Annotated in this window: 13 protein-coding genes and 1 pseudogene; 7 read left to right on the top strand and 7 right to left on the bottom strand. The window is 42.5% G+C overall.

Going from position 1 to position 13,850, the window contains the following annotated elements; genetic code table 11:
• Window positions 1–48 precede the first annotated feature (48 nt).
• From O9X84_RS18015 to O9X84_RS18005, 3 genes are read right to left on the bottom strand one after another with little or no spacing between them, the layout of a single operon-like run.
• Complete coding sequence (locus tag O9X84_RS18015; protein WP_269521064.1) at window positions 49–1,791, bottom strand: ArnT family glycosyltransferase; 1,743 nt, start codon at window positions 1,789–1,791, stop codon at window positions 49–51.
• Window positions 1,766–2,482 (bottom strand): TVP38/TMEM64 family protein, encoded by a 717-nt coding sequence (locus tag O9X84_RS18010; RefSeq protein ID WP_269521063.1) that lies wholly within the window; start codon window positions 2,480–2,482, stop codon window positions 1,766–1,768. The genes O9X84_RS18015 and O9X84_RS18010 overlap by 26 nt, the downstream gene beginning before the upstream one ends.
• Window positions 2,483–3,217 carry a glycosyltransferase gene (locus O9X84_RS18005; RefSeq protein WP_269521062.1) on the bottom strand — a complete coding sequence of 245 codons (735 nt, stop codon included), beginning with the start codon at window positions 3,215–3,217 and terminating at the stop codon, window positions 2,483–2,485.
• Window positions 3,218–3,430: 213 nt separating this feature from the next.
• Between O9X84_RS18005 and O9X84_RS18000 the strand changes: the two genes are divergently transcribed.
• On the top strand, window positions 3,431–4,240 hold the full coding sequence (locus O9X84_RS18000; RefSeq protein WP_269521061.1) for a type IV toxin-antitoxin system AbiEi family antitoxin: 810 nt from the start codon (window positions 3,431–3,433) through the stop codon (window positions 4,238–4,240).
• Between the two features lie 159 nt (window positions 4,241–4,399).
• On the top strand, window positions 4,400–4,738 hold the full coding sequence (locus O9X84_RS17995; protein ID WP_269521060.1) for a hypothetical protein: 339 nt from the start codon (window positions 4,400–4,402) through the stop codon (window positions 4,736–4,738).
• A gap of 139 nt (window positions 4,739–4,877) precedes the next feature.
• Here the strand turns inward: O9X84_RS17995 and fghA are convergent, their stop codons facing one another.
• Window positions 4,878–5,720 carry an S-formylglutathione hydrolase gene (gene fghA / locus O9X84_RS17990; protein ID WP_269521059.1) on the bottom strand — a complete coding sequence of 281 codons (843 nt, stop codon included), beginning with the start codon at window positions 5,718–5,720 and terminating at the stop codon, window positions 4,878–4,880.
• A 113-nt stretch (window positions 5,721–5,833) separates the two neighbouring features.
• On the opposite strand from fghA, the gene O9X84_RS17985 reads away from it, so the two are divergent.
• From O9X84_RS17985 to O9X84_RS17975, 3 genes are read left to right on the top strand one after another with little or no spacing between them, the layout of a single operon-like run.
• Window positions 5,834–6,748, top strand: coding sequence for an acyltransferase (locus O9X84_RS17985; protein WP_269521058.1), 915 nt, complete (start codon window positions 5,834–5,836; stop codon window positions 6,746–6,748).
• Window positions 6,745–7,638, top strand: coding sequence for an acyltransferase (locus O9X84_RS17980; RefSeq protein ID WP_269521057.1), 894 nt, complete (start codon window positions 6,745–6,747; stop codon window positions 7,636–7,638). Before O9X84_RS17985 ends, O9X84_RS17980 begins: the two co-directional genes overlap by 4 nt.
• Before the next feature lie 3 nt (window positions 7,639–7,641).
• Window positions 7,642–8,910: a mechanosensitive ion channel family protein gene (locus O9X84_RS17975; RefSeq protein WP_269521056.1), complete on the top strand. Its 1,269-nt coding sequence runs from the start codon at window positions 7,642–7,644 to the stop codon at window positions 8,908–8,910.
• 77 nt (window positions 8,911–8,987) lie between these two features.
• On the opposite strand, the gene O9X84_RS17970 is transcribed toward O9X84_RS17975, so the two are convergent.
• Entirely contained in the window at window positions 8,988–9,179 is a 192-nt protein-coding gene (locus tag O9X84_RS17970) for a hypothetical protein (protein WP_163107367.1), read from the bottom strand.
• Between the two features lie 399 nt (window positions 9,180–9,578).
• Here O9X84_RS17970 and O9X84_RS17965 point away from each other — a divergent pair, with 399 nt between their 5' ends.
• A complete protein-coding gene (locus tag O9X84_RS17965; RefSeq protein WP_269521055.1) occupies window positions 9,579–10,379 on the top strand; it encodes a DUF2884 family protein in 801 nt (266 codons plus the stop codon).
• A 334-nt stretch (window positions 10,380–10,713) separates the two neighbouring features.
• The gene (locus O9X84_RS17960; RefSeq protein ID WP_269521054.1) at window positions 10,714–11,541 is read left to right on the top strand and encodes an NAD(P)H-binding protein; all 828 of its coding nucleotides are present in this window, start codon (window positions 10,714–10,716) and stop codon (window positions 11,539–11,541) included.
• 192 nt (window positions 11,542–11,733) lie between these two features.
• Here O9X84_RS17960 and O9X84_RS17955 read toward each other — a convergent pair whose 3' ends face one another.
• Both O9X84_RS17955 and O9X84_RS17950 read right to left on the bottom strand, forming a co-directional pair.
• Complete coding sequence (locus O9X84_RS17955) at window positions 11,734–13,155, bottom strand: sodium-dependent transporter (RefSeq protein ID WP_269521053.1); 1,422 nt, start codon at window positions 13,153–13,155, stop codon at window positions 11,734–11,736.
• Between the two features lie 214 nt (window positions 13,156–13,369).
• A pseudogene (locus O9X84_RS17950) lies at window positions 13,370–13,729 on the bottom strand (SDR family NAD(P)-dependent oxidoreductase); the annotation flags it as partial.
• Between the last annotated feature and the right edge of the window lie 121 nt (window positions 13,730–13,850).

The following is a 13,850-nucleotide window of genomic DNA, read 5'->3' as shown; positions in this document are numbered from 1 at the left end:
AATGAAAATTTTCGCATTATTTTTTAATTGTATGAAAATATTCATTCCTCACGTAACGGGCCTGTCTGGGATATAACTAAAGATCTCAGTCGTCGTTTTCGTAAGTGGACACTTTTCGGTTAATGCCTCTTGCGATAATAGTACCCAGTGGACGCGATGTGCATATCCTACAGACGTTACCATTTCTTTTTTAAAACAATCGTTGCGTACGTGTTTTTCATCGACGAGGATATACCTTCCCTTGTCAGTCTTCTCCAGCCACTGGTAGGCGGCAGACAATTGCTGATCAACAGGGGTATGATGACCAAAGTGAATGATGGGATAAGGCGAGAAGAGAATAAACTGTTCAGACAAATCAACAAGTGCAATAGTTGCATCATGTTTACCAATTTCTGTTTCAATATTTTCAAATACGCTTTTAGGGGTTTTTACATCTTCAAGTAAAGTGTAACCCCAAGTAGCGTACATGCCCCAAAGAGTACACAAGAAATAGGGCCAGGCTTTCCAGTGCTCCCCTCTAGAAGTAATCACAGTAACCAGACACGTCAGTACCCCCGTTACTAGAAAAAACATCCACGGAGAAAGCCCGAACTTTTCTTCTAATTTTAGGGCGAATGATGCTTCTACTATGCCGGAAAAACCAGACCCCAATAAGCCTACTGATAGTAAAAATACAACACCCCACAAAAGCCAGGAAAATACTTTTTTATTAACAACTGAATCAAAGTAGGGCGCAGAGATCAGTGCCAGCATCGGCAATGCGGGTAATATGTACACCCCCCGTTTGCCAGGACTTACACTGAAGAAAAGCAGGACAAGTACAATCCAACCCAACGGTAAGAGTATGCGGGCATCACCTTTTTTAATTGCGCGATACCAAAATGGGATGAGCCATGGAAGAGCGATGCTAATTGGCAGCCAGAATAATGGAATAACCTCAACGAGGTAATACCAGAACGGCTTTATGTGATGCCAGGAATCAGCATATCGAGTGACCGTTTGTCTGAAAAGAATGTTATCTCTGTATAGAGCAAGTGATGGATCGTGGCTATTTTCGACCAATATCAACATAGGTACAAACCATAGTGATATAGCCAGTAACATCACCACTGCACCCATTATCCACGGTAATACGGAGTTTTTGGTTTGCTTCTTAGTTATGTCCCGCTGAGGCCAAACGCGTCGATGTATCAAGTATGGTATCAGCATCAGGGCTGATAAAAATCCGACCCCTTTTGTGATGACGCCAATTCCCATGAAGAAAAACGCGAGGTAATACCAACGCCATTGCCTGTCAACTAAGAAAAAGCGCAGAAGACCATAGCATCCGATTGTTATCCAGCAGCAAACCATTGCGTCTATTTGTGCAGACTTGGCTTGAAGCAAAAATTGAAAACTCAATAAAAGAAGTGACGTTGCGATCAGTGCTTCTTTTGTACTCCACAGTCGTTTTGAGATGTCATACACCAAAAAAAGTGTGAGTAGGCTGCATAAAGCAGATGGGAGCAGAAAGGCAATCTTAATTGACCCGAGTAGCGCAAAGAAAAAAGCGATAGACCACATAAACACAGGTGGTTTATCAGGATAAAACTCTTCCGCTCTGGCTGGAAAGAACCACTGACCTGTTTCAACCATTTCTTTTGCAACTTGTGCAAAACGAGGTTCGTCAGCAGGCCAGGGATCTCTTAACCCAAGCCCGATAAATATCAACACGCTAGCAAGTACAAAAAGCCAGAAAGTATAATTTGAGTGCTTGTTCTTATGTTTAATGGCTAAGCTCGTCTGATTCATTGCTACATATGCTGCTTTTTGTGAGTGAACGAAGAGTTTTATCGTCATTATACTGACGACGATAAACCTTAAAAAGATATGCGCTTAGCAAGCTTGAAATCCCAAATAATAGGGCGCTTATGATTATGTTAAGCTCTGAGTTGACTAATACACCCTTACCCATCAATACAAAAACAGCCATTTGAGGGATGTAGCCAATAGTAGACCCAAGAATAAAAGAGCGTCGTGGAATCTTTGAAACGCCAGCAAAAATGTTTGTGAGTAGGTTATTCCCTACTGGCAACAGTCTAATGATAACGGACTTAAGAAAGGGAGAACGAAGTAGAAAGTGGTCTAACTTGCGCACCCGCATTTCAAAGTGTTGAATAATAATCGGTCTAGCGAAATATCGGGACACTGCCATTAATGTTGCACAGCTGAGGGTAGCTGCTAATGTTGAATAGATGACACCCTCAGCAAATCCAAAGGCATACCCCCCCATAAATGCGACTAACTGACGTGGAAGTCCGATAGAAAGTAAAAATACTGAGACGGCTAAAAATTTGGCTATCCCTGTCACTCCATTATTACGGGTATGCTTGTCTATCCACTCCTGATTAAATGCGTCAAATGAGGGAGAGAGCGAAATCAAATGACTAAAAAACAGAATGGTAAGTACCATAATGAAGAAACGAAGGAGACTGGAATTCAATTAGATACTCTCTTCATTTTCTAAGACGACATCATTAAGTTTATTACGTTTCTGAAGCCAATAAACTCCTGCCATATCAATTAGTCCGACCCCAAGCCGCCCTAACATATTATATTTTGATTTTCCGAATCGCCTGTCTCTGTGATTCACGTCAACAACTTTAATGATCCCACCTTGTCGCCGGATCAGTGCTGGCAGAAAACGATGCATATGATCAAAATAGGGTAATTCGAGGAATGTTTGTTTTGGAAAGACCTTCAACCCACATCCGGTGTCATGTGTATCATCATTAAGAAATTTACTTCTTACCGAATTTGCTAGTTTTGACTGAAATCTTTTCCAAGCTGTATCCTTTCTGTTTTTACGGTGACCAGCAATGCAAAAGTGACTCCCTAACGGAAATTGAGAGGCCATAGTCAAGAGGTTTGGTATATCAGAGGGATCATTCTGCCCATCGGCATCAAGTGTTACTACAAGTTCTCCATCAGCATGGCTCACCCCTGTCCAAATAGCTGTACTTTGTCCCACCGAGTGCTTATGCCGTAGTACATTAACTCTGTCAAAGCCACTCGCTTTCAGATAAAGCAAATTCTCAAATGTCTTATCCGTACTTCCATCATCGACATAGATGACTTCGAAGTTTGCTACATCTGTTAACGCTCTATAAATTTCCTCAATTAACGGTTTTAAATTTTCTTCTTCGTTTTTCGCTGGTATTACAACTGAAATTCGCATGTAGCCCTCTGTCAAAGCCCCAAGATCAAACAAATTCTATTTTCGACCGGAAAACTCTAACAAGCGAAACTTAAGATACGCTTAAGAAGAGTCATTGAATTGAGGTAATAATGTTTTAATCGCTCAGAAAGGAAGAAAAAAGGCTGTTAAGGGGGGAATGCTATAGGAGTGTGTTTCGACCAGCTATCGTAGCACGCTCGCCTCGGCCCTGGCTTGCACTTACAATCACCTTGTCTTGTTATTGCAAATATTGCCGAGCTTTGTCGGGAGTTACGAATCGATTATCTCGATATGGCGGGCAACGCGCACCTCAACATACCTCCCTTTTATATTGATATCAGAGGCAAGAAACCACCTCAAGAGCATCAAATACAACACGCGCGAAAGCTAACAGGAAAGGCGTTTCAACCTAAAGGCATGAAACTGATCATGATGCTGTTATTGAAGCCTGAACTTGTTAATCAGCCAATGCGGGTACTTGCGGAGCAAGCTGAAATTGCTGTAGGTACGGTAAAACAAGTTTTAGATGACCTTAAGCAACTCACATTTATTCTCGACAAAGGGATAAAGGGGGTCGTCCTCAACGAAAAAGATCTGCTCCTAACGAAATGGCTAGATGCTTATCCACACAACATGGAAGCAAAACTGGAGCAAAGGCTATATGTTCCTCAGGATATTGAGCAGCTTCGTAACGCACCGCTAGATAAGTACGGAGCACTCTGGGGCGGAGAAGTCGCCGCCGATGCCTACACACATTACCTTACCCCCAAAACATACCAGATATATGCTGATGCTGAAGCACATAAAGCCCTATTAAAAACGTTCAGGCTACGCCGACTACGTGCTGAAGAGACAGGCGTTAATATACTAAAAATTGTAGAGCCGCCTGTAGTGCTTGAAAAAATTAAAGGCGCATTGCCTAGCTGTGTCGCTCCACTATTAGTCTATGCTGAACTACTCAACAGCGATGACCTTCGCAATATTGATACCGCAAAAAGGATTTACCGTGACTATCTCGTTTGATGTATCAGAAAAGCTGCCCAAAGGGCTTGTCGAGGTATAAAGCCAAATCCATGGTATTGCCGCAGAGCTAAGCGTTCCGTTGCTAATTGTAGGGGCTACTGCACGGGATATTATCTGGTTCACGGCTATAACGCCGCAATTGAGCGCGGTACGAAAGATGTGGACTTTGGTATCGAGTATCAGGGAAAAGACGCTATTGATATCTATTATGTAATAAAACACTACAGCAAAATTCCTGCAGTTGTAGATGCACTTTACGGCCAAGATTACATGGATGCGCAGGATTACGACATTATGAGAGCCACCGCAATGATGCTAGCGGACGAAATCGCGGCCATCGCAAAGGAGAAAACTATGACCTACATAAAACAGGCTTTGCTAAGCAACAAAAGAGTCTTAGAGCGTCTTAAGGTTGATATAACGAAGCATACTGTTGCAGGTTATGAAGAAGTCGACATACTCATAGAGATTATAAAAGATAGGCTAGATGGAGGATAAAACCATCGGTTGTTTCTGGATATAGACGTTGGTTTAATTATCCTGAGGAACACCATGAGAATACAACAAATTAACGATAGTTAGGATCGGTGAAAAAATAAGAAGACGCCGGAGAAAAGCCGACGCCTTTTAAGTAGCTTTAGATTAAACCTAAGTGACCCGCGTGAAACTCAAGGTGATCTTCAATGAAAGACGCAATAAAGAAATAACTGTGGTCGTACCCTTCGTGCATATTGAGCGTAAGCTGTGTGTCAGATTGCTGAGCACCGTGCACTAAGGCTTGAGGCTTAAGCTGCTCTTGCATGAACTCATCACTTGTCCCTTGCTCTACTAGCAATGGAATACTGTGGGTCTTACTTGCTAGCAACAAGGCTGAATCGTATGCTTTCCACTGCTCGATATCCTCACCAAGGTAATGGCTAAATGCTTTTTTACCCCATTCGCACTCAGTAGGATTTGCCACAGGACTAAATGCTGACACTGAAACAAACCGATTAGGGTTTCGCATACCGATAACGAGGGCGCCATGTCCGCCCATTGAATGACCGCTAAGTGCACGCTCTTTCGTTACCGGAAAATTACTCTCAACCAGGGCTGGAAGCTCATCGGTAATGTAAGAATACATGTTGTAGTTTTTATCCCACGGAGCTTGTGTGGCGTCGAGATAAAAGCCAGCTCCTAGTCCAAAATCATAGGAACCATTTTCATCGTCGGGAACACCTTCTCCGCGAGGAGAAGTATCTGGCGCGACAATCGCCATACCAAGTTCACTCGCCAACTTCATAGCGCCCGCTTTTTGCATAAAATTCTGATCAGTACACGTTAGCCCCGATAGCCAATACAGCACAGGTACTGGTTTTTCTTTACTGGCGAATGGCGGTAAAAATATGGCGAACGTCATTTCGCAATTCGTAGACTCTGACGGATGACTATAACGAAGGTGGGTGCCTCCAAATGCTCTGTTTTCGCTGATAAGCTTCATTACCGCTCCTTTATTCATGATTTTTGTACCTTTATTGACGAATCAGTAAAGGCTCTATCGGATTTTAGATCAAGTTCGTTTACACTAAGCGCCTAAATTTTGAGGTAAGTACAATGGTTAAAGCACTATTGCATCATATTGTCGGCACGATTTCTGTTATTTTCTATTTTGTTAATACGGTAATTTGGGCTACGCCTATTATCGTATTATCGGTATTTAAACTTATTCCAGTGGCGCAGTGGCGACGCTTTATCTCGTATCTTCTCGATACCTGTGCAACAGCATGGATTGGCGTTAATAATATAAATCAGCGTATAAGTAGCGGCACTACCTTTCACGTAAAAGGCTTAGAGCAACTTACCAAGAACGACTGGTATTTGGTCACTGCAAATCACCAGTCGTGGGTAGATATTCTTGTTCTTCAACGGGTTTTCAACCGCAAAATTCCATTTTTAAAGTTCTTCCTCAAAAAAGAACTTATTTATGTGCCTATTTTAGGCTTGGCATGGTGGGCCCTCGATTTTCCATTTATGCGCAGATATACAAAGTCATTTTTGGCTAAGCACCCTCACTTAAAAGGTAAGGACATGGAAACTACTCGCAAAGCGTGCGAAAAATTTCGCTCTAAGCCTGTGAGTATTATGAATTTCGTAGAGGGTACGCGTTTCACGCAATCAAAACACGAAAGACAGGCATCGCCGTTTACGCATTTGTTAAAGCCAAAGGCTGGCGGTATCGCATTTGTACTTTCTGCTATGGGAGAGCAACTGCACAAACTCATAGATGTCACTATCGACTATCCTGGTGGCGTACCCACATTTTGGGACTTTGTGAGCGGTAGAGTGCGCGATATTCGCGTCAATATTAGCGTTATGCCTATTCAAGAAATTATGGACAGCGGCATATTCCAAGACACTTACTTCGATGACCCTCAGGTTCGAGTGCGCTTTCAAGCGTGGCTTAATGAACGCTGGCAAGCAAAAGACAACCTATTAGAAGAATTAAACGCAACGCAGAAGCCTTTATGATCCGTAACATTCTCGCTCCCATTACCTTTGTGGTTCATATCACCCTGCAATTACTCAATTTAGCCTTTTGGGGTGGTCTTATCATCGCGTTAGGGCTAGTAAAGCTACTACTCCCTAATGGCAAGGTTAGAACGCTATGGAATAGTGTGATGCATGGTCTTATGTTTAGCTTTGGTCGTCTTAGCGTTTTACTTATCCGCCTTTTTAACAACATCGACATTGAATATGCGGTGCATGGCGAACTTGCTAAAGACAGGTGGTATTTAATCATTGCTAACCACCTAAGCTATCTCGATATAATTTTGCTCATTGAATTTGCCACCAAACGTATTCCAGCACCCAAGTTCTTTTTGAAAAAAGAACTCATATGGCTGCCTTTTGTGGGTTTAGGGGCATGGGCGTTAGATATGCCTTTTATGCGCCGATATACTCGCGCGTACATTGAGAAAAATCCGCATAAGAAAGGTAAAGATTTAGAAACAACCAAAGCCTACTGTGAAAAATTTAGAACCGTACCTACCACCGTTATTAACTTTGTTGAAGGCACTCGGTTTACACCACAGAAACATGCGTTAAAGAAAAGCCCCTATACACATTTATTGCCGGCAAAAGCAGGAGGCGTTTCTTTTACTTTAGCCGCCATGGGTGAACTATTTACTAACGTTTTAGATATTTCTTTGCTATACCCTCACAATAAAAAGCATCCCATGATGGCCATGCTCTGCGGCACAATGACGAAGATAGTCATTGACGTCAACGTAGTGTCGGTTCCGGAATTACAGCAGCATTCAACACGCAATGAATCAGAATTTCGTCTTTATTTCCAAAGCTGGTTGAACGACCTATGGAAAAATAAAGACTCACGTATCAAAAACCTTTTGGAGTCTTGATTGATGGAAGTGACTACCTCTGTTCGCGATACTTTTGTACATCTAGTACACGATATTTTTCCTAACCTCACAACGGGTGAACCACTTTATAACGTACTTGCAGGTGGCTGCATTCTACTATCCGCTGTGATTATCTACGTTTTTGCTCGCTTGTTAATCAGGCCGCAAATAGCGCGCTTAGTATATAGATCGAACAATGTTTGGGATAACGCGCTGCAGGAGTACGGCTTTTTTAGGCGTTTGATGCACTTGTTTCCAGCGTTATTTATTTACGTAACCACGCCACTACTTATTGACAAAGATGCTGTTCTCTTCGGCCTAATGGTGAAAAGTTCGCAGCTTTACATGCTGTACAGTGGACTTCTCGCGCTTTATGCCCTTTTGAGTACCGTGGAATATGTATATAACTCCTCAGCACTCGCTAGACGAGCGCCGATCACAGGCTTTATTCAGGTAACAAAGCTTGGGTTCGCTATCGTTACTATACTGCTTTGTATATCGCTGATTGTAGACAGAAGTCCTTTACTTATTGTGTCAGGCCTAACCGCTATAGCCGCCGTACTTCTTTTAATATTCAGAGATACCATTTTGGGTTTTGTCGCCGGAATTCAAATTGCAGCTAATCGTATGTTCAATACGGGCGACTGGATATCCATGCAAAAGTATGAAGTTGACGGTGAAATAAAAGAAATAGGACTCACCAACGTTAAGGTTCAAAATTGGGATAAAACTATCTCTACCTTACCCACTTACAGCTTAACCACAGAAGCGGTAAAAAACTGGCGTGGTATGCAAGAGTCTGGCGGACGCAGAATTAAACGCGCCATCCACTTAGATGTGCATTCGATAAAGCTTTGCGATAATGAAATGTTAGAGCGTTTTTCCAAAATTCGCTATATCAATGATTATATTGAGAAAAAGAAAAACGAACTGCAGGCTTACCATAGAGACTACTCAATTGATGAGTCTGACTTACTGAACAGTCGACGATTGACTAACATTGGAACCTTTCGCGCATATTTAGAGGCTTACTTGAGAAAGCACCCTCACATTCATCAAGAACTCACCCTAATGGTAAGACAGTTGCCGCCTACAGAGCTCGGATTGCCACTGGAGATTTATTGCTTTAGCGCAAGACAAGAATGGGTGGATTACGAAAAAGTACAGGCTGACATTTTTGACCACGTTATGGCCATGCTTGAGCCCTTTGATTTAAGAGCTTACCAACGAGATGGGCACTTAAGCGCGTTAACAAATAAGGGGCCTCAATAAACCTACGAGTGAGTGGTGGGCAAAAGGTTGAGATAAAAAAACCGGCATAATGCCGGTTTTTTTGTATTTACATATTGTTAAGCTAGTGCATAACTCATCAAAAAGAAGATGACTAAACCAGTAACGCCGAAAAAGCCATACTCAACTTTTTCTTGCATACCTTCAGCACCTGCTTTCGCTGAAATAAAGCCCATAATGATGCTGCTAAGCCCAAGCGTAAAGGCAATTAGCGCAACACCGAACATAATTGCATTAGTCCAATCAGCCATTGTGTTAACCCCTTAATTTAATTGGCCGTATTATGCATGAATTAAACCCTATTGAACATATTACAATGAGGTTTAATTTTGTACTTTGTCTACAAGATTGATCTTAGTCAAAATAGCTATTTTATTATTTTTTTGGCCAAAAAATTACGGAGCACATTAAACTCTAAAAAACTTAAACCCATAAGTCATTGAAATTATGAGCTTTAAATAAATGGCATCGGCATTGCTAAGTCTATAACCATAAACAAAGATAAATAGATTTAAGAAGAGACAACGCAAGAGATATAAAAGAGTAGATGCAAGTTAGATTCGCTATCGTATCGACCATTTATCTCAATATAGCGTTTGCTCACCCATACACAGTTTAATTTTCGTTACGTCACGATTAGGGAATTTACAATGTCGAATACGTTTTTACTTTCAACTGCTGTCGCCGCAGCACTAGTGAGTGGCCAAGCTATGGCCCATGACAATAGTTGCGATATCGAGCTAGATGGTCAGATTAAGTACTATCAAGGCAATCTCACTGTAGAGATGGAAAATGGGTCAACACTCAGCATCAATCCAAATCGGGATCTGTCAATAAATGGCGAGTCGGTAGCGCTTAATAAAGAGCAGCAAGTTTACGTTAACGACTATTACAATAATATCGACACTGCTATCCCTATGACACTGACTATCGCTAGTGAAGGGTTAGAGGTTGCCAGTGTAGCGGTTACCGAAGTATTTGGTGAGCTACTTGGTGGGGGCAGTGGTTTAGATAGCGACTTTCAAGCACTATTTGATTCTCTCGATCAGAAACTAGCTCGCTCGTTCTACGATGATGCAGGCAACATACGTATCGATTCAACACAGTTTGACGAGCCTGGTTGGTTTGACGAAAGCTGGGAGGCAGAGTTTGAATCGCAAATAGAGTCGTTAATCAGTGAATCAATGGGCCGAATTCTTATTGCCCTTGGTACACAAATGCTGTGGGAAGGAGGCGATATGTCTGAGTTTGAACAGAAAATGGAACGCTTTGGCGAAGATTTGGAATATCGCTTAGAGGCGAAAGCTGCCTCATTAGAAGAAAAAGGGGAAGCACTTTGTAACGTTCTTAAAAAAGCGGACTATGCAGAGTCTAAGATGCAAGCCTCTATTGCCGGACTTGATGAGCTAAACCTTATCGATTTAGACAGTCACAGTGAGATGAAAATGTAGGCTTATCCACGCCTTTTTCTGAGTTTATGCCCATGTCAAACATAGGTAATATCTACCCTGACACGAAAAGTTAGTGAAATAACGGCACCGCTCACCGACAAAGCCGAACTTATAAGACATAGGTTCGGCTTTTTTGCTTTTACGCCAATAGGTTTAAACACTGCGCATAGAGTAAGTCGTTCTTTGCCTGATATACTCATAGCCAAAATACAGACAATACATAGACTAAGGGCTTTAGCACTTTAGTTTTACCACTTTAGCTTAAGTGCTAGGGCTTAAACGCTAGGGCTAAAATACAAACATCGTAATGATAGGCATGAAGGACACGTGACAAATGCAGAAAAAAATAGTGATTACCGGTTACGGCTGGATGGCAGGTTATTTAGGCAATGCGTTATTAAGCAGCAATAGTCCTATAGACGCACATGTGGTGGGCACTACCAGAAGTGACGACAAGTTGGTGCACATGTCTGAGCACAATATTACAGGCATTAAGTTTGCACTTGGCGATGACACTTCACAACTATGCCAACACATGCAGGACGCAACCTTTATTATTAACATTCCACCGGGTAGGCGTAGCACTCAGCTAGACGGCTTCACTCAGCAGGTTATTGCCCTTATTAACGATGCGGTTGCGGCAAACGTGGCGCATATTATTTTTGTAAGCACCACATCGGTGTATGGTGACAGTACTAACGAGACCCTCACGGAAACCAGCACGACTAAGCCTGAAACTGCATCGGCGAAAGCACACGTAGCCATTGAAGAACATCTTGCCTCGCTGTCATCTAAGGTGAATTACACCGTGCTTCGCTTAGCAGGCTTAGTAGGCCCAGACCGTCACCCTGCACGCTCACTGAGCGGTCGCGAGTTACCCGCAGGTAATAAGCGAATCAACTTGGTACACGTTGCTGATGTCGTTAGCGGGTTGCTTGCGGTTATTAAAACACCTCCGCACAATTGCACACTGCACTTGTGTAGCGCACTTCACCCTAAACGCGGTGAATATTATTCTCGCGCTGCATCAGCATTAAACCTGCCTTTGCCACTATTTTCTGATACCGAATCTGAGGCGATAGGCAAAGTAATAGACGCTAATGCAAGCTGGCAGGCCCTTGATATTACACCAGCCTATGCAAACCCAGACGATATGTATTGATGAAGCACTGGCGTTTAATACGACTAAGTCGTGCTAAAACCTGTCAACGTATTTCAGGACGGGACCGATAAATTAAAAAGGGGGTAGCAACTGCTCCCCCCTTTTTTTGATGTAAATTTTATTTTTTAATCGGCTTACCCGCTAAAGCGTTGACACTTTTGAGGGCGTAAAGGTATGGATAACCTGTGGCGTTTAACCGAACAGACTAAAATTAAAGTACTTCACCGCTACCGTGTTAACAAAAATAACGAGCAAAATAACCGGAATGAAGGTTTTAAGTGAAATGTCGACGTATTTCTCAAACCAACTTCCTCTGTAGTTATCGCTGCCTTCTTCTAAAGAGGCATTAAAGTTTGCTGTTTTCCAGCGGTAGGTAACGAACAGACAAATTAACAGTCCGTTAAGCGGCAGAATGGTTTCGTAGAAGACATCTAAGATAACGTCGAAGAACGATTTATCTGCGCCTGCGTAATGAGCAAACGAGGTTAATACATCTATTTTACCAAACGACAGCGCGCTCAATATGGCCAACACAATCATTATGCTGCCTAGCGATGTAAGAGCCCACTTACGACTTACCCCTTTCTCATCCATTAATGCAGCAACGGGTACTTCAAAGATAGAGACCAATGAGGTAATTGCAGCAAAAAACACTAACAAGAAGAATAAACTGGCCACTACAGATGCGCCTAAATAACCGATAGACTCTTGTAATGCCAAGAAAATGCTCGGTAGATAAGTAAATATCATGCCTACCGACGATTCACTTAAGTCTGCTGGGTTTATCTCAGGATTGAAAGAGAATATAGCAGGTAAAATCATTAAGCCTGCGGTAAACGCAACGGCTGTATCCATTAAAGCAACAAGTTTTGCCGAATTAGGTACGTCTGCCTTTTTGTCTATGTAGCTACCATAAGTAATGAGAATACCCATACCTAATGATAGTGAAAAGAAGGCTTGTGCTAACGCGCCGTTTATCACCGATGCGTTCAATTTAGAAAAATCAGGCACGATGTAAAACTTAACGCCCTCCATCGCATTGTCTTGAGTGAGTACAAAAATCACCAAGCCAATAAGCATAACGAACAACGCTGGCATCAGCAGCTTCGCTGCTTTTTCAATCCCTTCTTTAACACCACCTTGCAGTATTAAATAGACCACGCCAACAACCACTGCCATGTACGCAAAAATAGAAGGCGAATTGATGAATATCCCAAACGTGTCGGGATTGGCCAACTGATCTAGGTTACCGCTAACGGCTTCGTATAAATAACCGAAAATCCATACGGTTATCACCATATAAAACACGGCAATCATAAATGGGGTAGCAATGGCTAGCCACCCTGCAAGCTTCCATTTTGTACTGTTATTGCTAATTGCGCTGTAGGCGCCCAATGGATCTTTTTTAGCATGACGACCCACTGACATTTCAGCCATCATCACAGGTAAGCAAATGGCAAAAACGAATATGGCATACATTAATAGAAATGCGCCCCCGCCATTTTTTGCTGCCCCTACTGGAAAGCCAACCAAATTACCAATACCAACTGCAGAGCCTGCAGCTGCCAAAATAAAACCTATGCGCGATCCGAACTGTTCTCTGGCCCCGCTCATATCCCTTCCTCTTGTTGAGTTATTGTTATGTTTATTAGGATGGTATGTTTTGAAATGACTCGCAACGGCATCAACGCCCAGTAGTTCTGACCATTAAGAGTATTGTAGACTCTATAGGCCAATCAATACGCTGCACCATACCCAAGAAAGTATGGTAACAGCAGTGTAATTAAAAGTCTTGATGTTGGACTCAACGAAATAGTAACAAAGCGTATTACCAAGTTACCACTTCACCGTCCCAGTCTATAAAATGGCAAGGTTGGTCGCGATCTAGCCTAGATACGTGGGTAAATAGCTGATCGGCTGTAAAGGCTGGCGTGAACAGTTTCTTCTCTGCTACGTTTTTCTGAAATGGTTTTGACAATTCGGTGTCTACTGTACCTGGGTGATAACACACCAGCATCGCATTTTTCACTCGGCGCTTGTATTCAATGGACGCGGTTTTAACCAGCATATTAAGTGCAGCCTTAGAAGCGCGATATCCATACCAGCCACCAAACCCATTATCCGATATGCTGCCGACCCGTGCACTTAAACAAACGACAGTGGCATGACTTTTATCCATTATGTTAACACATATGAGCCTCCGGGCTGTCAATGAAAAAAGATAGCCCTTTGACCGCTATTTCAAGATCAATACCGTTGCCTTTTTAGAACTCGTTTACTTCGTCTGTCATGGTTGATGTTAGGCAAAT

The sequence above is a fragment of the Alteromonas sp. BMJM2 genome (assembly GCF_027257845.1).
Classification (GTDB): Bacteria; Pseudomonadota; Gammaproteobacteria; order Enterobacterales; family Alteromonadaceae; genus Alteromonas.
This window is presented reverse-complemented; position numbering and strand designations above follow the sequence as displayed.